This window comes from Acidovorax sp. GW823-FHT01C06 (assembly GCF_058798375.1).
In genome coordinates, this window is record NZ_JBXAKN010000003.1 from 329,657 (window position 1) to 355,736 (window position 26,080).

The window sequence follows — 26,080 nt, forward strand, 5'->3', positions numbered from 1 at the left end:
TCCACACACCCCCGCGCCGGACACTGGTGCAATACAGCGCATGAATGCCCTCGCCTCCACGGTCCTGCCGCAGCCCGCCTCGTGCGCGACACCAACGTCCACAGCGCCCGACACCGCCCGCCTGCGCCACTTCGTGCAACAACTGGCCGCGCTGGTGGAAAGTACGCCGCCGGAGCCAGAATTGCTGGCGCGCGGCGGCGCCCTGCTGGGCGCCCTGGTGGCCCACGACGACTGGCTGCCGGCCGCGTTTGCGCAGCCGAACCCCGACCGCTACCAGCAGTACCTGCTGCATGCCGATGCGCTGGGCCGCTTCTCGGTGGTGAGCTTTGTGTGGGGCCCGGGCCAGGCCACGCCCATCCACGACCACACGGTGTGGGGCCTGATCGGCATGCTGCGCGGCGCCGAAGATTCGCAGGCATTCGCCCGCACCGCCGATGGGCGCTGGGCGCCAGAGGGCGCACCGCACCGGCTGCGGCCCGGCGATGTCGATGCCGTGTCGCCCACCATCGGCGACGTGCACCGGGTGAGCAATGCGTGGGAGGGCCAGACCTCCATCAGCATCCACGTGTATGGCGCCAACATCGGCGCCGTGCAACGCAGCGTGTACCTGGAAGACGGCACGGCCAAGCCCTTCATCTCGGGCTACAGCAACGCGACGCTTCCGAACATCTGGGACCTGTCCCGCAGCCCGGCGCCCTCGGCCTGAACCTGTTTTCCAAGACCCGTACGATTTCCTCATGACTGCTTCCACCATTCCAGAGACTTCCGTCCTCCAGGTCCGCGAGGCCCTGCTCGCCCGCGAGGAAATCGCCCTGCTCGACGTGCGCGAGGAAGACCCCTATGCCCAGGGCCACCCGCTGTTCGCCGCCAACCTGCCGGCCAGCAAGATCGAGCTGGAGGCCTTCGCGCGCATTCCCCGCCGCGACACCCTCATCGTGGTCTACGACGATGGCGAGGGCCTGGCCGAACCCGCGGCACGCACGCTCCAGCAGCTGGGCTACACCCGTGTGACCCTGCTGGCGCGCGGCCTGCAGGGCTGGCGCGATGCCGGGGGCGAGCTGTTCATCGACGTGAACGTGCCCAGCAAGTCCTTCGGCGAGCTGGTGGAGGCCGAGCGCCATACGCCCTCGCTCGCCGCCGAGGAAGTGCAGGCCCTGATCGATGCCCAGGCCGACGTGGTGGTGCTGGACGCGCGCCGCTACGACGAGTACCACACCATGAACATCCCCACCGGCGTGAGCGTGCCCGGCGCGGAGCTGGTGCTGCGCGCGCAGGCACTGGCGCCCAACCCGGCCACGCAGATCATCGTGAACTGCGCGGGCCGCACGCGCAGCATCATCGGCACGCAGTCGCTGGTCAACGCGGGCATCCCCAACCCCGTGGCCGCGCTGCGCAACGGCACCATCGGCTGGCTGCTGGCCGGGCAGACGCTGGAACGCGGCGCCAGCCGACGCTTCGACCCCGCCGTGCACATCGACCGCAATCAGGCACCGCAACAGGCGCGCAACGTGGCCGACCGGGCCCGCGTGCAGCGCGCCCAGGCCGGCGACCTGGCCCGCTTCGCGGCCGAGGCCGGCCGCACCACCTACCTGCTGGACGTGCGCACGCCCGAGGAGTTCGCGGCCGGCCACCTGCCGGGCTTTCGCAACACCCCCGGCGGCCAGCTGGTGCAGGAGACCGACCACACGGCCGCCGTGCGCGGCGCGCGCCTGGTGCTGGTGGACGACGACGGCGTGCGCGCCAACATGAGCGCATCGTGGCTGGCCCAGATGGGCTGGGAAGTGTGGGTGCTCGACGGCGCGCAGCCGGCGGATTTCAGCGAGACCGGCGCCGTGGCCAACACCGTGCCCGAACCCGAAGGCCCCATCGCCTGGGCCACCCCCGCCCAGCTGGCGGCCTGGCTGCAAGACGGCGGCGCCGACCACACAGCCGTGCTGGACCTGACCACCAGCGCCAACTACACGCTGCGCCACATCCCCGGCGCGTGGTTCGTGATCCGCTCACAGCTCGCGCAGGCCGTGCAGTCCATCCCGCGCGCGCAGCGCTATGTGCTCACCTGCGGCAGCAGCCTGCTGGCCCGCTATGCCGCGCAGGACCTGGCCCGCCTGACGGGTGGTGCCGAGGTGGTGGTGCTGGAGGGTGGCACGCTGGCCTGGATCGCCCAGGGCCTGCCGCTGGAGCATGGCGAGACGCGCCTGGCCTCGCCGCGCATCGACCGCTACCGCCGCCCGTACGAAGGCACCGACAGCCCGCGCGAGGCGATGCAGGCCTACCTGGACTGGGAGTTCGGGCTGGTGGAACAACTGGGGCGCGACGGCACCCACGGGTTCCGGGTGATCTGATTCACTATCGATTTAATAGCTGCCAGCGCATGATTCACTAGCGCTACCGGCTGATTTAGCTACAAACCCACTTCTGGGGCGCCCCCCGGGGCGCTCACAACGCCCCGTACCGCCACGACACGTTCATCGCCAGCACCTCGCCCTGCGCCAAGCTGCGCAGGCCGGGCTGGCCCGGTTGGTGGAAAGCATCGATGGGCTGGGTGATGGGCTCAAAGCAGAACGCCGGGCCCTGCGGCGGGCGGTACACCAGGCAGTAGTGGTGGGCCGCGCCGCCGTCCTTGTCAAAGTCTGGCATGTGGGCGGTAAGGCGCAGCCCGCGCTCGGGCCAGTCGATCTGCGCGGTGCCACCCCAGCCGGTGTAGGCGTTGTCGATCAGGCCGCCGTTGGCGGGAGCGCCGCTGTTCAAGTCCCAGCCAGGCGGAAACTGCTGCGTGTGCTCCGTGGGCAAAGGGTCGTCGCCACACAGCCACACGCCCTGCACCGGCGCCGTGATGCGCGTGCCGGGCGTGCGCGGAAACCAGGGGTGCAGGCCCAGGCCGTAGGGCAGCGGCTGTGCGCCCAGGTGCCGCACCTGTACCGACTGGTCCAGGCCGCCCTCCACCAGCCGGAAGGTCTGCACGCACTCGTACTCGTAGGGGTTGCCGTCAAAGCGCTCGGAGCGCAGCTGCATCTGCAGCGTGTCGGGCGCGGGCTGGGTCATCTCCCAGGGCTGCAGCCAGCCATCGCCGTGGATGGGGTACGGCTCGCCAGCGCGGTTGGGCCGCACGGGATGGAACTGCCCGGCGTGCGTGAAGCCGCCGCCGCTGATGCGGTTGGACCAGGGCACCATGGCGAAGGAGGCCATCTTGTACAGATCGGGCGTGGCCCCGTCCCAGGGGCGCCAGAGGTCGATCCGGCCGCCGGGCTGCCCGGGGGCGTCGATCTGCCAGGCGGCCACGCTGCCGCCCAGCGAGGGGACCAGCCCCAGGTGCTGGCCCGCGTGGCTCAACCAGGTGATGGGGTGGGTGGTGGCGTCGCTCATGCGCATGCTTTCGTGAAGGAGGTCAGCCGCCGAACAGATGGGCCGGCACGCCGGGGCTGTCGATCTCGATGGCAAACACGCTGCCGGCCAGCGGCTGTGCAGCGAGCTGCTCGGGCGTGAGGCCGACCCGCGCGGTGGTGATGAACAGCGTGCGCAGGTCCGCGCCGCCAAAGGCGCAGGTGGTGACCTGGCCCGCGGGCAGCACCACGCGGCCCAGTTCCTCGGCCGTCTCGGGGTCGTGGCAGGTCACGCAGTGGCCGCCCCAGTGGGCGATCCAGAGGCGGCCCAGGGCGTCGGTAGTCATGCCGTCGGGCAGGCCATCCTCGGCACTGAATCGTTTCCACACCTGCTTGTGCGACACGGTGCCTGCGGCCGCATCGAAGTCGTAGCGCCAGGTGATGGAGCTGAGCGTATCGTTGAAGTACAGGCACTGTCGGCCCTCCACCAGGGCCCAGGTGGGCCCGTTGGTCACGACAAAGCCCTCGTCATGGCGCGTGCAGCGGCCGTCGGGGTCGTAGCGGTAGAGCGCGCCGGTGGGCAGCTGGCAGTCAAAGTCCATGCTGCCGCCCCAGAAGCGGCCCTGCGCGTCGCACTTGCCGTCATTGAAGCGGTTGCCCGGCAACTCGGCCGCGGGCTGGTGCAGGTAGCGCGGGGCGCTGTCGGTGGCGGGGTCGAACAGCGCAAAGCCGCGCCGCAGGGTGATGATGAGGCCGGGCGCGTCCCGGCGCTCGGCCAGGGCCGAGATCTCTTCGTCGAAGCTCCACTGCGTCTGCACGCCCGTGGCCGGGTTCAGCCGGTACAGGCGGCAGCCCAGGATGTCCAGCCAATACACCACCTGCTCACGCACGGACCATACAAGCCCCTCCCCCAGCTGCGCATCGGCTTGGACCACGCAGCGCAGGGGCGCCGTGAGGGTGGGGACGGGAAATCGCGACGGCGCAACGGCCGCTGCCATGGGACTCTGGTTGCTCAAAGCTTGTCTCCTGTTTGTTGTTTAGCTGCCTGCCTCTTGACGCCGGGCATCTTATCAACGTCAATTGATGCATGGAATGATTATTTTTGGAATTTTTTGATATACAAATTGCAATGACAACTGCTATCCATATCCCCTCCCAGCCCGCCACGCTCGCCCACTTTCCCAGCCTGCAAGGCCGATCGGTCTTCGTCACGGGCGGGGGCAGCGGCATCGGCGCGGCCATCGTCGCGGCGTTCGCCGAACAGGGTGCGCGCGTGGCCTTCGTGGACGTGGCGCGCGAAGCCAGCGAGGCGCTGGCCCAGCAGATCGCCGACGCGGGCCATGCCCGACCCTGGTGGCAGGTGTGCGACGTGCGCGACATCGCCGCGCTGCAGGCGGCCATCGCCGAGGCCGCCGCCGCCCAGGGCGACTTCTCGGTGCTGGTCAACAACGTGGCCAGCGACGACCGCCACACGCTGGAATCCGTGACGCCCGACTACTACGACGAGCGCATGGCCATCAACGAGCGCCCGGCCTTCTTCGCCATCCAGGCCGTGGTGCCCGGCATGCGCCGCCTGGGCGCGGGCTCGGTGGTCAACCTGGGCTCCACGGGCTGGCAGGGCAAGGGCGCAGGCTACCCCTGCTATGCCATTGCCAAGTCGTCGGTGAACGGGCTCACGCGGGGCCTGGCGCGCACCCTGGGCCAGGACCGCATCCGCATCAACACCGTGTCGCCCGGCTGGGTGATGACCGAGCGCCAGATCAAGCTCTGGCTCGACGCCGAGGGCGAGAAGGAACTGGCGCGCAACCAGTGCCTGCCCGACAAGCTGCGCCCGCACGACATCGCGCGCATGGTGCTGTTCCTGGCGTCCGACGATGCCGCGATGTGCACCGCGCAGGAATTCAAGGTCGACGCCGGCTGGGTGTGATTCGGACCATCCCCCTGAGTCGCTTCGCGCCTTCCCCCTTCTCTCGAATGGCTGCGCCATTCGGGAAGGGGGAGACCGCCAGCGCGGCGGGGCGGCCCTTGCGCGGCGGTCCTGGCCTATGCCGCGCCAGTATCGAGCGGCACCGACAAGCACAAGCTCCGACAGGGAAGCACGCTCAGTCTCCCGCTTCCAGCCGGCGCCCGTACTGCACCAGGCTGGTCTGCTTGAGCGCTTTCATCATGACCTTGGCCGCGGGCGACAGCAGGCGGTCGCTGCGGGTGATGATGCCGAAGGCGTCCATATGGCAGGGCATGGCCAGCGGCAGGATCGACACCATGCCGTGCGATGCGTAGTAGTGCGCCACGTCGGCCCCCACCACGGCGATCATGTCGCTTTGCTGCAGCATCCGCGTCATGAACAGCAGGGCCGCGGTCTCCACCACGTTGACCGGCGGCGCCAGCCCCTCCTGCTGGAACATCAGGTCGAAGCGGTGCCGCAGCACGCTGCCCGCGGGCGGCACGATCCAGCCCGCGGCCAGCACGTCGCGCAGGGCCAGGCCCGGCACACCCAGCAGGGGGTGGCCCGGGCGGGTCATGGCGCAGACCAGTTCCTCGCTCAGCGGCTCGTAGCGCAGGTTGGCCTTGTCGTGCTCCTCGAACAGCCGGCCCACCAGGATGTCGAGCTTGCCCTGCTCGAGCCGGTCCATCAGCACCGGGCTGGTCTCGATATCGAGCGAGATGCGCAGGCTCGGGTGCTCCTGCTTGACCAGGGCCACGGCGGCGGGCAGCAGGCTCAGGCCCGGCGAGGTGATGGCCCCGATGCCCACCTGGCCGAAATGCCCGGTCTTGAGCGCCGCCAGCTCGACATGCGCCTGGTTCAGGCTGGCCAGCGCCATGCGCGCGTGGCGGATCATGGTCTCGCCATACCAGGTGGGGCGCATGCCGCGCGGCAGGCGCTCGAACAGCGAGACCTCCAGCACATCCTCCAGGTCCTTGAGCAGCTTGGAGGCCGCCGGCTGGGTCATGCTGAGCACCTGGGCCGCACGGTGGATGTTGCCCTCCTCGGCCAGGGCCACCAGCAAGAGCAGCTGGCGCGTCTTCAGGCGTGCGCGGATGAACCAGTGGTTGTAGGTGCTCATGGGGTTTTCCAGAATGCGTGGACGTATATGTATTTTGTCAAAAAAACTATTAGATTGATATCTAAATCGATCTTACACTTTGCCGCACATCCGCACCAAGGTTCTTTCCCAGGTCCCCATGAAATTCGGCGACACACAGCAGCTCACCCCCCGGCACCTCATCAATGGGCGCTGGGAGATCGGCACCACCACCGGGGTGAGCACCAACCCGTCGGACACCCGTGAGGTGGTGGCCGAATACGCCCGGGCCGACCGCAACCAGACCGAACGCGCCATCCGCGCCGCCGCCGACGCCCTGCCCCACTGGAGCCAGAGCAGCCCCCAGCGCCGCGCCGACGTGCTCGACCTGATCGGCAGCGAACTGCTGGCGCGCAAGGACGCACTGGGCACCCTGCTGGCCCGAGAGGAAGGCAAGACCCTGCCCGAGGCCGTGGCCGAGGTGGCCCGCGCCGGCCAGATCTTCAAGTTCTTTGCCGGCGAGGCGCTGCGCATCCCGGGCGAGCTCATGGCGTCGGTGCGCCAGGGCGTGCAGGTGGACGTGACCCGCGAGCCCGTGGGCGTGGTCGGCATCATCGCGCCCTGGAACTTCCCGTTCGCGATCCCGGCCTGGAAGATCGCCCCCGCCCTGGCCTATGGCAACACGGTGGTGTTCAAGCCCGCCGAACTGGTGGCCGCCTGCGGCTGGGCCCTGGCCGAAATCATCAGCCGCTGCGGCCTGCCGGCCGGCGTGTTCAACCTGCTCATGGGCAGTGGCCGCGAGGTCGGGCAGACGCTGGTGGACCACCCCCTGGTGAATGCGATCAGCTTTACGGGATCGGTCGATACCGGAGACCGTATCCTCAAGTCCGCCACCGCGCGCCGCACCAAGGTGCAGCTGGAGATGGGCGGCAAGAACCCGCTGGTGGTGCTGGCCGATGCCGACATGGACCAGGCCATCGACTGCGCGCTGCAGGGCTCGTACTTTTCCACCGGCCAGCGCTGCACGGCATCGAGCCGGCTGATCGTCGAAGCCAGCGTGCACGATGCCTTCGTGGACCGGCTGCGCCAGCGGCTCACGGCCCTCAAGGTAGGCCATGCGCTCGAGCGCGGCACCGAGATGGGCCCGGTGGCCGATGCCGGCCAGCTGGAGCAGAACCTCTCTTATGTGGAGATCGCTCGCAGCGAGGGCGCCGAGCATGTCTGGGGCGGCGAGCGGCTCGAACGCGCCACGCCTGGGCACTACATGGCCCCGGCGCTGTTCCTGGCCAGGCCCGAGCACCGCATTGCGCGCGAGGAGATCTTCGGCCCCGTGGCCTGCGTGCTGCGCGCCGATGACTACGAGCATGCGCTGGCACTGGCCAACGACACGCCCTACGGCCTGTGCGCGGGCATCTGCACCACCTCGCTCAAGCACGCCATGCATTTCAAGCGCAACGCCGTGGTCGGCATGACCATGGTCAACCTGCCCACGGCGGGCGTGGACTTCCACGTGCCCTTCGGCGGGCGCAAGGAGTCGAGCCATGGCCCGCGCGAGCAGGGCCGCCACGCCGCAGAGTTCTACACCACCGTCAAGACCGGCTACATGCTCGCCTGAATCGCCCGCTTTCCTTTCCCGCAGTGCATTTCTTTCTTCCACAACAGCGTCAACAACAGACAGACAGGAGACAAATGATGAAACTGAACCGCCGGACCCTTGTATCCGCCCTGGCCTGCGCCCCCGTGGCCGGGCTGCTCCCGGGCGCCGCCTGGGCCCAGAAACCCATCGTGCTGGGCTTCAGCCAGGTGGGTGCCGAGAGCGAATGGCGCACCGCCAACACCGAATCGATCAAGTCCGCCGCCAAGGAGGCCGGCATCGAGCTCAAGTTCTCCGACGCCCAGCAAAAGCAGGAGAACCAGATCAAGGCCATCCGCTCCTTCATCGCCCAGAAGGTGGACGTGATCGCCTTCTCACCCGTGGTCGAATCGGGCTGGGAGAACGTGCTGCGCGAAGCCAAGGCCGCCAAGATCCCGGTGGTGCTGACCGACCGCTCGGTCAACGTCAAGGACCAGTCACTGTACGTGACCTTCATGGGCTCGGACTTCGTGGAAGAAGGCCGCAAGGCCGGCCGCTGGCTGGTGGACAAGATGAAGGACCAGAAGGGCGACATCAACATCGTCGAGCTGCAGGGCACCGTGGGCTCGGCCCCGGCCATCGACCGCAAGAAGGGCTTCGAGGAAATCGTCAAGGCCGACCCCAAGTTCAAGATCCTGCGCTCGCAGACCGGTGACTTCACGCGCGCCAAGGGCAAGGAGGTGATGGAAGCCTTCCTCAAGGCCGAGGGCAAGAAGATCAACGTGCTCTACGCACACAACGACGACATGGCCATCGGCGCGATCCAGGCCATCGAGGAAGCCGGCCTCAAGCCCGCCAAGGACATCACCATCATCTCCATCGACGCGGTCAAGGGCGCCTTCGAGGCCATGATCGCCGGCAAGCTCAACGTGAGCGTGGAATGCAGCCCCCTGCTGGGCCCGCAGCTGATGACGGCCGTGAAGGACATCAAGGCCGGCAAGGCGGTGCAAAAGCGCATCGTGACCGAGGAAGGCATCTTCCCGATGGAAGTGGCCGCCGCCGAGTTCCCCAAGCGCAAATATTGAAGCCCCCTGCGTCGCTGCGCGCATTCCCCCTCAGGGGATGCCGCCAGCGCGGCGGGGCGGCCCTTGCGCGGCGGCACTGGCCTGGAGCGCGCCAGTTTCACAGATAGCGGACATGGCATAGGCCAACATCAAAAAAACATAGAACCTGGAGACAGATAAATGAAGCGCGAAATTTTCAAGGCCGTGCTGGCCACCGTGGCGCTGGCCGCCGTGGGCGCGACCCCACTGGTCCATGCCCAGGACAAGGGCAGCATCGGCATCTCGATGCCCACCAAGTCCTCGTCGCGCTGGATCGCCGATGGCGACAACATGGTCAAGGTGCTCAAGGAGCGCGGCTACAAGACCGATCTGCAGTACGCGGACGACGACATCCCGAACCAGCTCGCGCAGATCGAGAACATGATCACCAAGGGCGCCAAGGTGCTGGTGATCGCCTCCATCGACGGCACCGCCCTCTCGCGCGTGCTGCAGAACGCGGCCGACAAGGGCGTGAAGGTCATCGCGTATGACCGGCTGATCAAGGGCTCGAAGAACGTGGACTACTACGCCACGTTCGACAACTTCCAGGTCGGGGTGCTGCAGGCCACGTCCATCGTGGACAAGCTGGGCTTGAAGCAGGGCAAGGGCCCGTTCAACATCGAACTCTTCGGCGGCTCACCCGACGACAACAACGCCTTCTTCTTCTACGACGGCGCGATGAGCGTGCTGCAACCGTACATCGACAGCGGCAAGCTGGTGGTGCGCAGCAAGCAGACGGGCATGAACAAGGTGGGCACCCTGCGCTGGGACGGCTCGGTCGCCCAGGCGCGCATGGACAACCTGCTGTCGGCCTACTACGGCAAGGACAAGGTGCATGCCGTGCTCTCCCCCTACGACGGTCTGTCCATCGGCATCCTGTCGTCCTTGAAGGGCGTGGGCTACTGCACCGCCCAGCAGCCCTGCCCCGTGGTCAGCGGGCAGGACGCCGAGGTGCCATCGGTCAAGTCCATCCTGAAGGGCGAGCAGTCCTCCACCGTGTTCAAGGACACGCGCGAACTGGCCAAGGTGGCCGCCAACATGGTGGACGCCACGCTGTCGGGCAAGCAGCCGGAGATCAACGACACCAAGACCTACAACAACGGCATGAAGGTGGTGCCCTCGTACCTGCTCAAGCCCGTGTCGGTGGATGCCTCCAACTGGAACGCGGTGCTGGTGGGCAGCGGGTACTACAAGGAATCACAAATCAAGTAGGCATGCCAGGCTTCGGCACGTAAAGCCGCCGTCCGCCTGGCACCTCTGGTGCCTAGCGGACGGCATGCAACCGGGACGGGCCCGCAGCCCGCCAAAAGACTGAGAGACCATGCTTCTTGAAATGCGGGACATCCGCAAAACCTTCCCCGGGGTGGTGGCGCTGAACCAGGTGAACCTGCGCGTCCAGGCCGGGGAGATCCATGCCATCGTCGGCGAAAACGGGGCGGGCAAATCCACGCTGATGAAGGTGCTGTCGGGTGTCTACCCACACGGCAGCTACAGCGGTCAGATCCTGTTCGACGGGCAGGAGCGTCAGTTCTCCGGCATCCGCGACAGCGAGCACCTGGGCATCATCATCATTCACCAGGAGCTGGCGCTGGTACCGCTGCTCTCGATCGCCGAAAACATCTTCCTGGGCAACGAGACCGCGCGCCACGGCGTCATCGACTGGATGGCCGCGCACAGCCGCGCCCAGGCGCTGCTGCACAAGGTGGGTCTGCGCGAGTCGCCCGACACACCGGTGGGCCAGCTGGGCGTGGGCAAGCAGCAGCTGGTGGAGATTGCCAAGGCGCTGTCGCGCAAGGTGCGCCTGCTGATCCTGGACGAGCCCACTGCCAGCCTCAACGAGAACGACAGCCAGGCCCTGCTGGACCTGCTGCTGGAGCTGAAAGCCCAGGGCATCACCTGCATCCTGATCTCGCACAAGCTCAACGAGATCTCGCGGGTGGCCGATGCCATCACCGTGCTGCGCGACGGCAGCACCGTGCAGATGCTGGACTGCCGCGAAGGCCCGGTGAGCGAGGACCGCGTGATCCAGGCCATGGTGGGCCGCGAGATGAGCGATCGCTACCCCCAGCGCCAGCCGCAGATCGGCGGCATCGTTTTTGAAGTGCGCGACTGGCGTGCCCACCACCCTCAGCACGGCGACCGCGAGCACCTCAAGGGGATCGACCTGAACGTGCGGCGCGGCGAGATCGTCGGTATTGCGGGACTGATGGGCGCGGGCCGGACCGAGCTGGCCATGAGCATCTTTGGCCGGTCCTGGGGCCAGCGCATCAGCGGCGAGGTGCGGCTGCACGGCAAGGCCATCGACGTGGGCACCGTGGAAAAGGCCGTGCGCCACGGCCTGGCCTATGTGACCGAAGACCGCAAGGGCAATGGCCTGGTGCTGAACGAAGACATCCAGTTCAACACCTCCCTGGCGCATCTGGAAGGCGTTTCGTTCGCCACCGTGATCGACAGCGGCCGCGAGCACCGGGTGGCGCAGGACTACCGCGAGAAGCTGCGCATCCGCTGCTCGGGGGTGGACCAGAAGACGCTGAACCTTTCGGGCGGCAACCAGCAGAAGGTGGTGCTGGGCAAATGGCTCTTCACCAACCCCGAGGTGCTCATCCTGGACGAGCCCACGCGCGGCATCGACGTGGGCGCCAAGTACGAGATCTACACCCTCATCGCCCAGCTGGCGGCCGAGGGCAAGTGCGTGATCGTGATCTCTTCCGAAATGCCCGAGCTGCTGGGCATCACGGACCGCATCTACGTGATGAACGAGGGCCGCTTTGTGGCCGAGATGCCCACCGCCGAAGCCTCCCAGGAAAAGATCATGCGTGCAATAGTCAATGCCCCCCCTGAGTCGCTTCGCGCCTTCCCCCTCAAGGGGGACGCCGCCAGCGCGGCGGGGCGGCCCTTGCGCGGCGGCTCTGGCATGGGCAGCGCCGGTCTCAAGGGCAGCGGACAACGCAACGGATAACTGAAATGAGCCAGATGACCCCCTCCCCCACCGCCACGCTCGCCAGCGCACCCGCCGAGGCACCGGCCCACCACGACAAGCCGCTGCTGGAGCACATCAAGCACAACTTCCGTGAATACGGCATGCTGATCACGCTGGTGGCCATCATGGGCTTCTTCCAGTACATGACGGACGGCACGCTGATGCAGCCGCTCAACCTCACCAACCTGGTGCTGCAGAACAGCTACATCGTCATCATGGCGCTGGGCATGCTGCTGGTCATCGTGGCCGGGCACATCGACCTGTCGGTGGGCTCGGTGTGTGGCTTCATCGGCGCGCTGGCAGCGGTGCTGATGGTCGAATACAACTGGCATTTCGTACCCGCCACGCTGGTGTGCCTGCTCTGCGGCGGGCTCATCGGTGCGGTGCAGGGCGGGTTCGTGGCCTTCTCGCGCATTCCGTCCTTCATCGTCACGCTGGCGGGCATGCTGGTGTTCAAGGGCCTGGCGCTGGCGCTGCTGGCAGGCCAGTCGGTGGGGCCATTCCCCTCGGCGTTCCAGATGCTCAGCTCGGGCTTCATTCCCGACCTGTTCAACGTGGAGGGGCTGCGCCTGACCTCGCTGCTGCTGGGCGCCGCCGTGGCCGCCGCCCTGGCCGTGGGCGGCCTGCGCGAACGCGCCAACCGCCTGCGGCACGGTGTGCGCGCCGAACCCGCCGGCCTGTTCATCGCGCGCACGGTGGTGTTTGGCGCCCTGCTGGTGTACTTCAGCTACCTCATGGCGTCATACAAGGGGCTGCCCAACGTGCTCATCGTGATGGCGCTGCTGATCGTGCTGTTCGACTTCGTCACCAGCCGCACCACCATTGGCCGCCGCATCTACGCCATGGGGGGCAACGAAAAGGCCGCCAGGCTTTCGGGCATCAAGACCGAGCGGCTCACGCTGTATGCCTTCATCAACATGGGCGTGCTCGCGGCCCTGGCCGGACTGGTGTTTGCAGCGCGGCTCAACACCGCCACGCCCAAGGCGGGCCTGGGTTTTGAGCTGGACGTGATTGCGGCGTGTTTCATCGGCGGCGCATCGGCCTCGGGCGGCGTGGGCAAGGTCATGGGCGCGGTCATCGGCGCCTTCGTGATGGGGGTGATGAACAACGGCATGTCCATCCTGGGCATCGGCATCGACTACCAGCAGGTCATCAAGGGCGTGGTGCTGCTGGCGGCGGTTTTGGTCGACGTGTACAACAAAAACAAGGCCTGAAATGAAGCCCCCCCTGAGTCGCTTCGCGCCTCTGTGCGTCCGCCAGAGTCGGCAGCTCTTCGGGCACGTCCAAGCCTGCGCAGGCAGGCTTGGAGCCGCGGCCCTCAGCCCCTCTCTCAGTTTGCTTCGCAATCTGGGAGGGGGACGCCCCCAGCGCGGCGGGGCGGCCCTTGCGCGGGGGCACTGGCCTGCGCCGCGCCTGCTTTGCGGACTGTGCGGACAGCAACGACCGTTTGGAGCACCATGAGCAGCCCATCCCAAACTCCCGTGCTGCAGCTCGCGGGCATCCACAAGCAATTCGCGGGCATCCCCGTGCTGCGCGACGTGCAGCTCAACCTGTACCCGGGCGAGATCCACGCCCTCATGGGGCAGAACGGCGCGGGCAAGTCCACGCTGATCAAGGTGCTGACCGGCGTGCTCGAAGCCAGCGGCGGCCAGATGCGCCTGGCCGGTCAGGCCGTGTGGCCCGATTCGCCGTTGGCCGCCCAGCGCCTGGGCATCAGCACGGTGTACCAGGAGGTCAACCTCTGCCCCAACCTGTCGGTGGCCGAGAACATCTTTGCCGGCCGCTACCCACGCTGCGGCATCGCCCAGGGCTTTCGCATCGACTGGGCCACGCTGCACCAGCGTGCGCGCGAACTGGTGGCGCGCATCGGCCTGTCCATCGACGTCACGCGCCTGCTCTCGGACTACCCGGTGGCCGTGCAGCAGCTGGTGGCCATTGCCCGGGCGTTGAGCATCGAGGCCAAGGTGCTGATCCTGGACGAGCCCACCTCCAGCCTGGACGACGACGAGGTGCAAAAGCTCTTCGAGGTGCTGCGCCGCCTGCGCGGCGAGGGCCTGGCCATCGTCTTCGTGACGCACTTCCTGAACCAGGTGTACGCCGTATCGGACCGCGTCACGGTGCTGCGCAACGGCGCCTGGGTGGGCGAATGGGCGGCGGCCGACCTGCCGGCGCAGGCGCTGATCAATGCCATGCTGGGGCGCGAGCTGGCCGCGCAGTCCACCGAACCGCCTGTTTCGCCGCAGTTCGATGATGAGAGCACCGCCCTGCTGCAGGCCGAGGGCCTGGGCCAGAGCGGCCAGTTGCAGCCCCTGGACCTGAAGGTGCGGGCCGGCGAGGTGGTGGGCCTGGCGGGCCTGCTGGGCTCGGGCCGCACCGAGCTGGCGCGCCTGCTGTTCGGCCTGCAGGCACCCGACCGCGGCGTGCTGCGCATCGACGGCAAGGCAGTGGCCTTCGCCAACCCCATGGACGCGATCCGCGAGGGCCTGGCCCTGTGCCCCGAGGAGCGCAAGACCGATGGCATCGTGGCCGAGCTCTCGGTGCGCGAGAACATCGCCCTCGCGCTGCAGGCGCGCATGGGCATGGGGCGCTTTCTGGCGCGCGCCGAACAGACAGCGATTGCCGAGCGCTACGTCAAGCTGCTGGGCATCAAGACCAGCAGCGTGGACACGCCCATCGCGCTGCTCTCGGGCGGCAACCAGCAAAAGGCGATCCTGGCGCGCTGGATGGCCATTGAGCCGCGCCTGTTGATCCTGGACGAGCCCACGCGCGGCATCGACGTGGCCGCCAAGCAGGAAATCATGGAGCAGATCCTGCGCCTGGCCGAGGCCGGCATGGCCGTGGTCTTCATCTCCCCCGAAATGAGCGAGGTGGTGCGCGTGGCGCACCGCATCGTGGTGCTGCGCGACCGCCGCAAGGTCGGCGAGCTGCCCGCCGGCAGCAGCGAAGAAGCCGTGTACGAACTGATTGCCGCCGAAAATGCCTGACGCACCCACCCCTTCCCTGTTTGCCGCCGCGCTGCGCCACCGGCTCACCTGGCCATTGGTCACGCTGGCCCTGCTGCTGGCCGTGAACACGGCGTTCAACGCCAGCTTCCTGCACATCGAGTGGCGCGACGGCCACCTCTACGGCAGCCTGGTCGACATCCTCAACCGCGCGGCACCGCTGGCGCTGGTGTCACTGGGCATGACCATGGTGATCGCCACGCGCGGCATCGACATCTCGGTGGGTGCGGTGGTGGCCATCGCCGCCGCCGTGGGTGCCTGGATGATCGGCGGCTCGGTCTCGGGCACCGAAAGCCGCTTTCCCCTGCCGCTGGCGATGGCCGGCGCCATCGGCGCGGCACTGCTGTGCGGGCTGTGGAACGGCCTGCTGGTGGCCAAGGTGGGCATGCAGCCCATCATCGCCACGCTGATCCTCATGGTGGCGGGCCGGGGCATCGCCCAGCTGATCACCGACGGGCAGATCATCACCATCTACTACGCGCCCTTCTTCTTCCTGGGCGGGGGCTACCTGCTGGGCCTGCCGTTCTCGCTGTTCGTGCTGGCCGCGGTGTTCGCCGGGCTGTACCTGGCGGTCACGCGCACGGCGCTGGGCCTGTTCATCCAGGCCGTGGGCATCAACCCGACGGCGGCACGCGTGGCCGGCGTGCAGTCGCGCCGCCTGGTCGTCGCGGCCTACACCTTCTGCGGCGTGTGCGCGGGCATCGCCGGCCTGCTGATCAGCTCCAACGTGAAGAGCGCGGACGCCAACAACGCCGGCCAGATGCTGGAGCTCGACGCCATCCTGGCCGTCACGCTGGGCGGCACGGCGCTGACCGGCGGGCGCTTCAGCCTGGTGGGCAGCGTGATCGGCGCGCTCATCATCCAGACGCTGACCTATGCCATCTATTCGCTGGGCGTGCCGCCCGAAATCAACCTGGTGGTCAAGGCCGTGGTGGTGTTCGTCGTGATGCTGCTGCAGTCGCCCGACTTCCGCGCCCAGGTGGGCGCCCTGGTGCGCCGCCCCGCGGCCGGGGGAGCGTTGTCATGAGCGGCGGACACAGCCCCGCCCTGGATGTGGCACCTACCGCCACGCCCGCCACCGCACCAGCACGCCCAACCATCCCTGCCCGCATGCGCCTGAACCCCAAGTACCTGCCACTGGCGGCCACCATCGCGCTGTTCCTGGCCATGGCCACGGCGGGCTCGGTGCTCTACACCGGCTTCTTCTCGGCCCAGGTGTTCCTCAACCTGCTGATCGACAACGCCTTTCTGATCATCGTCGCGGTGGGCATGACCTTCGTGATCCTCTCGGGGGGCATCGACCTGTCGGTGGGTTCGGTGGTGGCGCTGACCACCATGGTGCTGGCCAGCCTGGTGGAGCACCACCACTGGAGCCCGCTCACCGCCATCCCGCTGGTGCTGCTCATGGGCACGGTGTTCGGGGCCTTCATGGGCTTCCTGATCGAGCGCTTTCGGCTGCAGCCCTTCATCGTGACGCTGGCCGGCATGTTCCTCGCGCGCGGCCTGTGCTACCTGATCAGCATCGACTCGATCAGCATGGCCGACGAGGCGTATTCCGAGATGGCGCAGTGGCGCCTGGAACTGTGGGAGGGCGCGTCGCTCTCGCTGGGCGCAGTGATCGCCATGGCGGTGCTGCTGGCCGCCATCTTCGTCGCGCACTGCACGCCGTTCGGCCGCAACGTGTACGCCGTGGGCGGCAACGAGCATTCGGCGGTGCTCATGGGCCTGCCGGTGCGCGCCACGGTGATCGGCGTGTACACGCTCTCGGGCTTCTGCTCGGCCCTGGCCGGCGTGGTGTTCACCTTCTACATGCTCTCGGGCTACGGCCTGCATGCCACGGGCATGGAGCTCGATGCCATCGCCGCCGTGGTCATCGGCGGCACCCTGCTCACGGGCGGCGTGGGCTACGTGGCCGGCACGCTGTTCGGCGTGCTGATGCTCGGAATCATCCAGACCCTGATCTCCTTCGACGGCACGCTCAGCTCGTGGTGGACGCGCATCGTCGTCGGCGTGCTGCTCTTCGTCTTCTGCCTGCTGCAGCGCCTGCTCACGCACCGCAGCGGCAAGCCTTCCTGAATTCCACGAATCACCTCTCCCAGAACCACAACAGCATGACCTCCTCCCCGCGCAAGCTCCGCTCCGCCGAATGGTTCGGCACCGCCGACAAGAACGGCTTCATGTACCGCAGCTGGATGAAGAACCAGGGCATCCCGGACCACGAGTTCGACGGCCGCCCCATCATCGGCATCTGCAACACCTGGTCCGAGCTGACACCGTGCAACGCGCACTTTCGCAAAATCGCCGAGCACGTCAAGCGCGGCATCTACGAGGCCGGCGGCTTTCCGGTCGAGTTCCCGGTGTTCTCCAACGGCGAATCCAACCTGCGCCCCACGGCCATGCTCACGCGCAACCTGGCCAGCATGGACGTGGAAGAAGCCATCCGCGGCAACCCCATCGACGCGGTGGTGCTGCTCGTCGGCTGCGACAAGACCACCCCCGCCCTGCTGATGGGCGCGGCCAGCTGCGACGTGCCGGCCATCGTGGTCACGGGCGGGCCCATGCTCAACGGCAAGCTCGACGGCAAGGACATCGGTTCGGGCACGGCCGTGTGGCGGCTGCACGAATCGCTGAAGGCCGGCGAAATCAACGAGCACCAGTTCTTCGCGGCCGAAGCCGGCATGTCCCGCTCTGCCGGCACCTGCAACACCATGGGCACGGCCAGCACCATGGCGTGCATGGCCGAGTCGCTGGGCACCTCGCTGCCGCACAACGCGGCCATCCCGGCCGTGGATTCGCGCCGCTACGTGCTGGCCCACATGTCGGGCCGGCGCATCGTGGAGATGGCGCACGAGGGGCTCACGCTCTCCAAGATCCTCACGCGCGAGGCCTTCGAGAACGCCATCCGCACCAATGCCGCCATCGGCGGCTCGACCAATGCCGTGATCCACCTGAAGGCCATCGCCGGCCGCATCGGCGTGCCGCTGGACCTGGAGGACTGGACGCGCATCGGCCGCGGCACGCCCACCCTGGTGGACCTGCAGCCCTCGGGCCGCTTCCTGATGGAAGAGTTCTACTATGCCGGTGGCCTGCCCGCCGTGCTGCGCCGCCTGGGCGAGAACGGGCTGCTGCCGCACCCCGACGCCCTCACCGTCAACGGCAAGAGCCTGTGGGACAACGTGCGTGAGGCGCCGCAGTACAACGACGAGGTGATCCGCCCGATCGACAACCCGCTGATCGCCGACGGCGGCATCTGCATCCTGCGCGGCAACCTGTCGCCGCGCGGCGCGGTGCTCAAGCCCTCGGCCGCATCGCCCGAGCTGCTCAAGCACCGCGGCCGCGCCGTGGTGTTCGAGAACCTGGAGCACTACAAGGAGCGCATCGTCGACGAAGACCTGGACATCGACGCCAGCTGCGTGATGGTGATGAAAAACTGCGGCCCCAAGGGCTACCCCGGCATGGCCGAGGTGGGCAACATGGGCCTGCCGCCCAAGCTGCTGCGCCAGGGCGTGAAGGACATGGTGCGCATCTCCGACGCGCGCATGAGCGGCACGGCCTACGGCACCGTGGTGCTTCACGTGGCGCCCGAGGCCGCCGCGGGTGGCCCGCTGGCCGCCGTGCGCGACGGCGACTTCATCGAGCTGGACTGCGAGCAGGGCCGCCTGCACCTGGACATCAGCGACGATGAACTGGCGGCACGCCTGGCCGCATTGGCGAGCACCGACAACGGCGGGCGCGGCGGTTACCAGCGTCTGTATGTGGACCATGTACTGCAGGCGGACGATGGCTGCGACTTCGACTTCCTCGTCGGCTGCCGTGGCGCCGCCGTCCCTCGCCACTCTCACTGATGCCGGCGGCTAACCAGTTCGTTGGAATGCTACATATTTTATAGCAATTAGCGCTTGATAGACAAGCGCCAGAGCCGTATTCCACTCAAATTTCCACCTTTCCTCCGCCATGCCAGCCACCCATTCCCTCCAGAACCCTCGCCACCGAGGCATCTTCCCCGTGGTGCCCACCACCTTCCATGAAGACGGCACGCTCGACCTCGACAGCCAGAAGCGCTGCCTTGACTTCATGATCGATGCCGGTGTGGACGGCGTCTGCATCCTGGCCAACTTCTCCGAGCAGTTCTCGTTATCGGACGCCGAGCGCGAAGTCATCACCCGCACATCGCTGGAGCATGTGGCAGGCCGTGTACCGGTCATCGTCACCACCACCCACTACGGCACCCGCGTGTGCGCCGAGCGCAGCCGCGCCGCGCAGGACATGGGCGCCGCCATGGTGATGGTCATGCCGCCCTACCACGGCGCCACTTTCCGCGTGCCCGAGGCGCAGATCTACGAGTTCTATGCCCGCGTGTCCGATGCGATCGGCATCCCGATCATGGTGCAGGACGCGCCCGCCAGCGGCACCGTGCTGTCGGCCCCGTTCCTCGCGCGCATGGCGCAGGAGATCGAGCACCTGGCCTACTTCAAGATCGAGGTGCCCGGTGCCGCCAGCAAGCTGCGCGAGCTGATCCGCCTGGGCGGTGCGGCCATCGAAGGCCCATGGGACGGCGAAGAGGCCATCACCCTGCTGGCCGACCTGGATGCCGGTGCCACCGGCGCGATGACGGGCGGCGCCTTCCCCGACGGCATCCGCCCCATCATCGAAGCCCACCGCCAGGGCGACATGGACCAGGCCTTCGCGCTCTACCAGCGCTGGCTGCCGCTCATCAACCACGAGAACCGCCAGGGCGGCATCCTCACCGCCAAGGCGCTCATGAAGGAAGGCGGCGTGATCGCCTGCGAGGCCGGCCGCCACCCCTTCCCGGCCATGCACCCTGAAGTACGCAGGGGCCTCATCGACATCGCACGCCGGCTGGACCCGCTAGTGCTGCGCTGGGGCCGATAGGCACGCCATGGCCGACACCGCCAACCTCTCGGACACCCGCCTGATCGCCCTGGACTGGGGCACCAGCTCGCTGCGCGCTTTTCGCCTGGGCGTCCACGGGCAGGTGCTGGAGCAACGCAGCCGCCCCTGGGGCATCATGAACCTGCCCCCGGCACCCGCTGGGCAGGCCGACGCGCAGCCCGGCATGGCCTTCGAGCGCGCATTGCAGGACGCCTGCGGCGACTGGCTGGCCGCCCTGCCGTCGGCAGCCGTGCTGGCCTGCGGCATGGTGGGCAGCGCCCAGGGCTGGCGCGAAGCCCCCTACATCGACACCCCCACCTCGCTGGACGATCTGGCGCGCGGGCTGGCCGTGGTGCAGCGTGGCAACGCCGCACCCTTGCACATCGTGCCCGGGCTGCTGCAGCGCTCCGGCCTGCCCAACGTGATGCGCGGCGAAGAGACGCAGGTGCTGGGCGTGCTGGCCGATGCCGCCCTGGCGGGCCAAGGCCCGCTGCTCGTGGGCCTGCCGGGCACGCACAGCAAGTGGGTGGTGGCGCAAAGAGACGGCACCCGGCGCAGCATCGATCGGTTCCACACCTTCATGACGGGCGAAGTGTTTGCCGCACTGCGCGGCCACACCATCCTGGGCCGGACGATGCAGGCCCCGGCCGATCCCGACGACGCCGCATTCGCGCAAGGCCTGCAGGTGGCGCGCGGCAGCGATGCCGCCCCGGGCCTGCTGTCGCACATCTTCAGCACGCGCACGCTGGGCCTGACCGGCGCACTGCCCGCCACGGCACAGGCGGACTACCTCTCGGGCATCCTCATCGGCCACGAGATCGCCAGCCTGGCGCGCCTGCACCCGCCCACCGGCCCCGCCCCCCTCCCGCTGGTGCTGTGCGGCGAGGCCGACCTGTGCCGCCGCTACGCCATCGCCCTGCAGGCCTGCGGCTTCGCGCCGCCCACTGTTGCCGCCCAAGCCACGGTCACTGGCTTGTGGCAGATCGCGCTGGCAGCCGGGCTGGTTACCCCTGGCGCACAGCAAACACCATCCCCCAGGAGCCAAGCCGCATGAACCCCATCGACAAGAACCTCTTCAACACCATGCAGCACTGCGGCCTGATCGCCATCCTGCGCGGCGTGCAGCCCCATGAGGTGGTGGCCATTGGCCATGCGCTGTACGACGCGGGGTTTCGCATCATCGAGATGCCGCTCAACTCCCCCGAGCCCCTGGCCAGCATCCGCGCGCTGCGCGACGCGCTGCCCGCCGACTGCCTGGTGGGCGCAGGCACGGTGCTCACGCCCGAGGCCTGTGCCGATGTGGCGGCGGCAGGCGGGCAGATCATCGTCATGCCCCACAGTGACCCCCAAGTGATCCGCACCGCACGCGCGGCCGGCATGGCCTGCGCGCCCGGCGTGGCCACGCTGACCGAGGCCTATGCCGCGCTGGCGGCGGGCGCCAACATGCTCAAGCTCTTTCCGGCCGAAGCCCTGCCCCCGCATGTGCTCAAGGCCTGGCGCGCCGTGATCACCCCGCCCATGGCGCTGGTGCCCGTGGGCGGCATCGTGCCCGAGGCCATTGCCACCTACGCGGCCGCCGGGGCCAGCGGCTTCGGCCTGGGCTCGGCCCTCTACCGTCCGGGGGACACCGCGCCGGACGTGGCTCGCCAGGCCGCGGCCTTCATGCAGGCCTGGCGCGGCGCCTACGGCGGCGCGTCCTCCACCGCCTCTTCCATTTCCGCTTTGCATCCTGCCCCATGAAGATCACCCGACTGACCACATTCCTGGTGCCACCACGCTGGTGCTTCCTGAAAATCGAGACCGACGAAGGCATCGTCGGCTGGGGCGAGCCCGTGCTCGAAGGCCGGGCCCACACCGTGGCCGCCGCCGTCGAGGAACTGGGCGACTACCTGATCGGCAAGGACCCGCGCCACATCGAGGACCACTGGACGGTGCTCTACCGCGGCGGTTTCTACCGCGGCGGCGGCATCCACATGAGTGCGCTGGCGGGCATCGACCAGGCGCTGTGGGACATCAAGGGCAAGGCCCTGGGCGTGCCCGTGTCCGAGCTGCTGGGCGGCTGCGTGCGCGAGCGCATCAAGGTCTACAGCTGGATCGGCGGCGACCGGCCCAGCGAGACCGCCGCGGCGGCCAAGGCCGCCGTGGAGCGCGGCTTCACCGCGGTGAAGATGAACGGCACCGAGGAAATGCAATACGTGGACAGCTTCGACAAGGTCGAGAAATGCCTGCAGAACGTGGCCGCCGTGCGCGAGGCGGTGGGGCCCAACGTGGGCATCGGCGTGGACTTCCATGGCCGCGTGCACAAGCCCATGGCCAAGGTGCTGTTCAAGGAGCTCGAACCCTACAGGCTGATGTTCATCGAGGAGCCCGTGCTCAGCGAGCACTACGAGGCCCTGAAGGAGCTGGCGCACCTCTCGTCCACCCCCATCGCGCTGGGCGAGCGGCTGTACTCGCGCTGGGACTTCAAGCGCGTGCTGTCCGAGGGCTATGTGGACATCATCCAGCCCGACCCCTCGCACTCGGGTGGCATCACCGAGACGCGCAAGATCGCCACCATGGCCGAGGCCTACGACGTGGCCCTGGCCCTGCACTGCCCCCTGGGGCCGATCGCGCTGGCGGCCAACCTGCAGCTCGACGGCGTCTGCTACAACGCCTTCATCCAGGAGCAGAGCCTGGGCATCCACTACAACGCGAGCAACGACCTGCTCGACTACGTGTCCAACGGCGAGGTGTTCGCGTACGAGGACGGCATGGTGGCCATTCCCCAGGGCCCGGGCCTGGGCATTGAGGTCAACGAGGCGTATGTGCGCGAACGCGCTTCCGAAGGCCACCGCTGGCGCAACCCCGTGTGGCGCCACCGCGACGGCAGCTTCGCCGAATGGTGACGGGCCGCATGCCGGCCGGGGTGTACCGAGCGTCCGGAAAGCAGGTGGCGCCCGGGCAGAACACTGTAATTACAATCAGTGTTTTATCCTTGTGCCATGACACCGCTCACCCTCACCCGCTTTCACCGCGCGCGCCTGATGCAGATCTGGCGTTCGGCGGGCTGGCCGTGCAAGGATGCGCTGGAAATAGACCTGCTGGCCGCGCAGCTGGTGGTGCTGCACACCTCGCCCGAAGGCTGCGAGACGCTGCGCCTGACCGAGGAAGGTATCCGCACCCTGGCACAGGCGCGCCAGCGTGGCGCGCGGGCGTTGAGCGCGCACGACCGCCTGGGCCAGAAGTTTGCCGGGCACCTGCTGGCCTCGGGCCGCATCGTCTGGCGTGAGCTGTCGCTGCGCGCCGTGATCGACGGGGCTGTGCCCGAAGCCCCTGCCCCCATCCCGGCCACCAGCAGCCCGCTGTGGAGCGAAGACACGCCCGCCAGCCGCACCGCAGCCAACGTCTGGCGCATGGCGCGGCCGGACCTGTTCTCGGTGCGCAATACCAGCGTGCCGGCGTACCTGCAGCCCATGGTGCACGAGATCAAGTACAGCCGATCCGATCTGCTGTCGGACCTGCGCCACGATGCCAAGCGCCAGGCCTACCAGTGGCTGTGCGAGGAGTGCTACTACGTGTTCCCGGCCGGCATCGCCGAGGCCGGCGAGATTCCCGAGCACTTCGGCATCTGGGTGCTGCATGGCGGGCTGGACGATGGCCGCTTCGAGCTCTTGCGCCCCGCGCGCCATGCGAGCTGCACCCTGCCCTTCGCGGTGTGGATGGCCCTGTGCAAGGCCACGCCGCTGCGCGGCGAGGACGAGACGGCGCAGGCCCACCTGGGCGAGCCCGGTGCTGGCGAACTGCCTCCCGCGGACATGCCATGACCTACACCGTGGCGGTGCGCGAGCTGTGCGAGTTCACCGCCAAGCAGGGCGACCTGGACCTGCGCTTCACGCCCGCCCCCACGGCGCTGGAAGGCATGGCCGGCCATGCGGTGGCCGCCGCGCGCCGGGGCGCGGGCTACCGCGCCGAGGTGGCGCTGGCTGGCAGCTACAAGGGCCTGCGCGTGCGCGGCCGGGCCGATGGCTTCGACCCCGAGCATGGCCGGCTCGACGAGGTCAAGACCTTCAAGGGCCGGCTCGACCGCCAGCCCGCCTCGCACCGCGCGCTGCACTGGGCCCAGGCGCGCATCTACGGCTGGCTGCTGTGCGCGCAGGAGGGGCTGGCCCACATCGACCTGGCGCTGGTCTACTTCGACATCGGCAGCCAGCAGGAGACGGTGTTCACCGAACACCATGCCGCCTTCGAGCTGCAGCGGCATTTCGAGGCGCAGTGCGAGCGCTTCATCGCCTGGGCCGAGGCGCAGGTGGCGCACCGCGCCGCGCGCGACGCGGCGCTCACGGCACTGGCCTTCCCGTTCGGCGGCTTTCGCACCGGCCAGCGCCCCCTGGCGGAAGCCGTCTACAAGGCCGCCTCCGCTGGCCGCTGCCTGCTGGCCCAGGCGCCCACGGGCATCGGCAAGACCATGGGCACCCTGTTCCCGCTGCTCAAGGCGGTGCCCGCGCAGCGGCTGGACAAGGTGTTCTTCCTCGCCGCCAAGACCTCGGGGCGGCAGACGGCCCTTGACACCCTCTCGCGCCTGTGTGGCAGCGCCCCCGCCCTGCCGCTGCGCGTGCTGGAACTGGTGGCGCGCGACAAGGCCTGCGAGCACCCCGACAAGGCCTGCCACGGCGAATCCTGCCCGCTGGCCCAGGGCTTCTACGACCGCCTGCCCGCCGCACGCGCCGCCGCGCTGCAGCCATCGGACGGCGGCGCGGGTCAGCGGGTGGCACTGCACCAGGCGCGCGTGCGCGAGGCAGCCCTGCAGCACCAGGTCTGCCCCTACTACCTGAGCCAGGAGCTGGCGCGCTGGGCCGACGTGGTGGTGGGCGACTACAACTACTACTTCGACATGGGCGGGCTGCTGCACGGCCTGGCCCAGGCCAATGGCTGGCGCGCGGCGCTGCTGGTGGACGAGGCGCACAACCTCGTCGAGCGAGGCCGCAAGATGTACACCGCCGAGCTGCGCCCCGCCGCGCTGGCCGAGGCCCGCCGCAGCGCCACCGCCGCGCGCCATGCCCCCGTGAAGAAGGCTCTGGACAAGGTGCGCCGCTGCTGGGTGGCGCTGGACAAGGCGCAAACCGGCGGCTATGCCGTGCTGGAGGCTTTCCCCGACAAGCTGCTGGCCGCGCTGCAGCAGTGCGGCAGCACGCTCACCGAACACTTCGCCGACCAGCCGGCGCAGCCCGATCCGGCGCTGCAGGCCTTCTACTTCGATGCCCTGCACGTGGTGCGCATGGCCGAGCTGCTGGATGCGCATTCGCTGGTAGACATCACGCGGCCCGCTGCGGCCCCGGGCGGCAAGGCGCCCACGCCGGGCGAATCGCTGGTCTGCATCCGCAACGTGGTGCCCGCGCCCTTCCTGCAGCCCCGGCTGGAAGCAGCACACACCAGCACGCTCTTCTCGGCCACGCTGCAGCCCGCGCGCTACTACGCCGATTTGCTGGGGCTGCCCGCCGGGCATTGCTGGATCGATGTCGAGTCCCCGTTCCAGGCCGCGCAACTGCAGGTGCGGGTGGCACGGCACATCTCCACCCGCTACGCGGACCGGGGCGCGTCGCTGCCTCCCATCGTGGCGCTGATGGCGCGGCAGTTCCACGCGCGGCCGGGCAACTACCTCGCGTTCTTCAGCAGCTACGACTACCTGCAGCAGGCGGCGGCGCTGTTTGCGCAATGCCACCCCGAGGTACCCCACTGGTGCCAGTCGCGCCGCATGCTGGAAGCGGAGCAGCGGCAGTTCCTCGATCGCTTCACCGACACCAGCCAGGGCATCGCCTTCGCGGTGCTGGGCGGCGCCTTCGCCGAGGGCATCGACCTGCCGGGCCAGCGCCTCATCGGCGCCTTCCTGGCCACGCTGGGCCTGCCCCAGGTCAACCCCGTCAACGAGCAGATCCGCCAGCGCATGCAAACCCTGTTCGGGGCGGGCTACGACTACACCTATCTTTACCCCGGCCTGCAGAAGGTGGTGCAGGCGGCCGGGCGCGTGATCCGCACCCCCACCGACGAGGGCGTGGTGCACCTGATGGACGACCGCTATGGCCGGGACGCCGTGCAAGCGCTGCTGCCAGGCTGGTGGGTGTGCGGGGCGCCCCGCCGCGCCGGGTTGGACGCCGCCCACGCGGGCAATGCAAAGACTTGATCCCGGTCAAGCCCCGGCGGCCTCCGCGC

Annotated in this window: 21 protein-coding genes; 18 read left to right on the forward strand and 3 right to left on the reverse strand. The window is 68.5% G+C overall.

Annotated features, from left to right (window positions below):
- The first annotated feature begins 40 nt into the window (after positions 1 to 40).
- Together AC1RCS_RS09670 and AC1RCS_RS09675 are read left to right on the forward strand one after the other, a co-directional pair.
- Positions 41 to 706 (forward strand): cysteine dioxygenase family protein, encoded by a 666-nt coding sequence (locus AC1RCS_RS09670; protein ID WP_492244895.1) that lies wholly within the window; start codon positions 41 to 43, stop codon positions 704 to 706.
- Positions 707 to 737: 31 nt separating this feature from the next.
- Positions 738 to 2,342, forward strand: coding sequence for a rhodanese homology domain-containing protein (locus tag AC1RCS_RS09675; RefSeq protein WP_492244896.1), 1,605 nt, complete (start codon positions 738 to 740; stop codon positions 2,340 to 2,342).
- Positions 2,343 to 2,436: 94 nt separating this feature from the next.
- Here AC1RCS_RS09675 and AC1RCS_RS09680 read toward each other — a convergent pair whose 3' ends face one another.
- Both AC1RCS_RS09680 and AC1RCS_RS09685 read right to left on the reverse strand, forming a co-directional pair.
- Positions 2,437 to 3,363 carry an aldose 1-epimerase gene (locus tag AC1RCS_RS09680; RefSeq protein ID WP_492244897.1) on the reverse strand — a complete coding sequence of 309 codons (927 nt, stop codon included), beginning with the start codon at positions 3,361 to 3,363 and terminating at the stop codon, positions 2,437 to 2,439.
- A gap of 22 nt (positions 3,364 to 3,385) precedes the next feature.
- Positions 3,386 to 4,318 (reverse strand): SMP-30/gluconolactonase/LRE family protein, encoded by a 933-nt coding sequence (locus AC1RCS_RS09685; RefSeq protein WP_492245001.1) that lies wholly within the window; start codon positions 4,316 to 4,318, stop codon positions 3,386 to 3,388.
- A gap of 131 nt (positions 4,319 to 4,449) precedes the next feature.
- Here AC1RCS_RS09685 and AC1RCS_RS09690 point away from each other — a divergent pair, with 131 nt between their 5' ends.
- Positions 4,450 to 5,247 (forward strand): SDR family NAD(P)-dependent oxidoreductase, encoded by a 798-nt coding sequence (locus AC1RCS_RS09690; RefSeq protein WP_492244898.1) that lies wholly within the window; start codon positions 4,450 to 4,452, stop codon positions 5,245 to 5,247.
- Between the two features lie 175 nt (positions 5,248 to 5,422).
- Here AC1RCS_RS09690 and AC1RCS_RS09695 read toward each other — a convergent pair whose 3' ends face one another.
- On the reverse strand, positions 5,423 to 6,385 hold the full coding sequence (locus tag AC1RCS_RS09695) for a LysR substrate-binding domain-containing protein (RefSeq protein WP_218294635.1): 963 nt from the start codon (positions 6,383 to 6,385) through the stop codon (positions 5,423 to 5,425).
- Positions 6,386 to 6,503: 118 nt separating this feature from the next.
- Here AC1RCS_RS09695 and AC1RCS_RS09700 point away from each other — a divergent pair, with 118 nt between their 5' ends.
- The 15 genes from AC1RCS_RS09700 to AC1RCS_RS09770 all read left to right on the forward strand — a co-directional run bounded on the left by AC1RCS_RS09700 (position 6,504) and on the right by AC1RCS_RS09770 (position 26,051).
- On the forward strand, positions 6,504 to 7,958 hold the full coding sequence (locus tag AC1RCS_RS09700) for an aldehyde dehydrogenase family protein (RefSeq protein WP_492244899.1): 1,455 nt from the start codon (positions 6,504 to 6,506) through the stop codon (positions 7,956 to 7,958).
- A 77-nt stretch (positions 7,959 to 8,035) separates the two neighbouring features.
- On the forward strand, positions 8,036 to 9,001 hold the full coding sequence (locus AC1RCS_RS09705; protein ID WP_369642702.1) for an ABC transporter substrate-binding protein: 966 nt from the start codon (positions 8,036 to 8,038) through the stop codon (positions 8,999 to 9,001).
- Positions 9,002 to 9,160: 159 nt separating this feature from the next.
- Complete coding sequence (chvE, locus tag AC1RCS_RS09710; protein ID WP_492244900.1) at positions 9,161 to 10,231, forward strand: multiple monosaccharide ABC transporter substrate-binding protein; 1,071 nt, start codon at positions 9,161 to 9,163, stop codon at positions 10,229 to 10,231.
- A 109-nt stretch (positions 10,232 to 10,340) separates the two neighbouring features.
- Positions 10,341 to 11,978: a multiple monosaccharide ABC transporter ATP-binding protein gene (mmsA, locus tag AC1RCS_RS09715; protein WP_218341016.1), complete on the forward strand. Its 1,638-nt coding sequence runs from the start codon at positions 10,341 to 10,343 to the stop codon at positions 11,976 to 11,978.
- A gap of 5 nt (positions 11,979 to 11,983) precedes the next feature.
- Positions 11,984 to 13,213: a multiple monosaccharide ABC transporter permease gene (gene mmsB / locus AC1RCS_RS09720; protein ID WP_492244901.1), complete on the forward strand. Its 1,230-nt coding sequence runs from the start codon at positions 11,984 to 11,986 to the stop codon at positions 13,211 to 13,213.
- A gap of 243 nt (positions 13,214 to 13,456) precedes the next feature.
- On the forward strand, positions 13,457 to 14,983 hold the full coding sequence (locus AC1RCS_RS09725; RefSeq protein WP_492244902.1) for a sugar ABC transporter ATP-binding protein: 1,527 nt from the start codon (positions 13,457 to 13,459) through the stop codon (positions 14,981 to 14,983).
- A complete protein-coding gene (locus AC1RCS_RS09730) occupies positions 14,976 to 16,028 on the forward strand; it encodes an ABC transporter permease (RefSeq protein WP_492244903.1) in 1,053 nt (350 codons plus the stop codon). The genes AC1RCS_RS09725 and AC1RCS_RS09730 overlap by 8 nt, the downstream gene beginning before the upstream one ends.
- On the forward strand, positions 16,025 to 17,077 hold the full coding sequence (gene yjfF / locus AC1RCS_RS09735) for a galactofuranose ABC transporter, permease protein YjfF (RefSeq protein ID WP_492244904.1): 1,053 nt from the start codon (positions 16,025 to 16,027) through the stop codon (positions 17,075 to 17,077). Before AC1RCS_RS09730 ends, yjfF begins: the two co-directional genes overlap by 4 nt.
- Before the next feature lie 35 nt (positions 17,078 to 17,112).
- Positions 17,113 to 18,846 carry an IlvD/Edd family dehydratase gene (locus AC1RCS_RS09740; protein ID WP_492244905.1) on the forward strand — a complete coding sequence of 578 codons (1,734 nt, stop codon included), beginning with the start codon at positions 17,113 to 17,115 and terminating at the stop codon, positions 18,844 to 18,846.
- Positions 18,847 to 18,955: 109 nt separating this feature from the next.
- Positions 18,956 to 19,894 (forward strand): dihydrodipicolinate synthase family protein, encoded by a 939-nt coding sequence (locus AC1RCS_RS09745; RefSeq protein WP_492244906.1) that lies wholly within the window; start codon positions 18,956 to 18,958, stop codon positions 19,892 to 19,894.
- A gap of 7 nt (positions 19,895 to 19,901) precedes the next feature.
- On the forward strand, positions 19,902 to 20,948 hold the full coding sequence (locus AC1RCS_RS09750) for a 2-dehydro-3-deoxygalactonokinase (RefSeq protein ID WP_492244907.1): 1,047 nt from the start codon (positions 19,902 to 19,904) through the stop codon (positions 20,946 to 20,948).
- A complete protein-coding gene (locus AC1RCS_RS09755) occupies positions 20,945 to 21,634 on the forward strand; it encodes a 2-dehydro-3-deoxy-6-phosphogalactonate aldolase (protein WP_492244908.1) in 690 nt (229 codons plus the stop codon). The genes AC1RCS_RS09750 and AC1RCS_RS09755 overlap by 4 nt, the downstream gene beginning before the upstream one ends.
- Positions 21,631 to 22,779, forward strand: coding sequence for a galactonate dehydratase (gene dgoD / locus AC1RCS_RS09760; RefSeq protein ID WP_218341009.1), 1,149 nt, complete (start codon positions 21,631 to 21,633; stop codon positions 22,777 to 22,779). Before AC1RCS_RS09755 ends, dgoD begins: the two co-directional genes overlap by 4 nt.
- A gap of 96 nt (positions 22,780 to 22,875) precedes the next feature.
- The gene (locus AC1RCS_RS09765; protein ID WP_218341008.1) at positions 22,876 to 23,697 is read left to right on the forward strand and encodes a hypothetical protein; all 822 of its coding nucleotides are present in this window, start codon (positions 22,876 to 22,878) and stop codon (positions 23,695 to 23,697) included.
- Complete coding sequence (locus tag AC1RCS_RS09770) at positions 23,694 to 26,051, forward strand: ATP-dependent DNA helicase (RefSeq protein WP_492244909.1); 2,358 nt, start codon at positions 23,694 to 23,696, stop codon at positions 26,049 to 26,051. Before AC1RCS_RS09765 ends, AC1RCS_RS09770 begins: the two co-directional genes overlap by 4 nt.
- Positions 26,052 to 26,080: the final 29 nt, after the last annotated feature.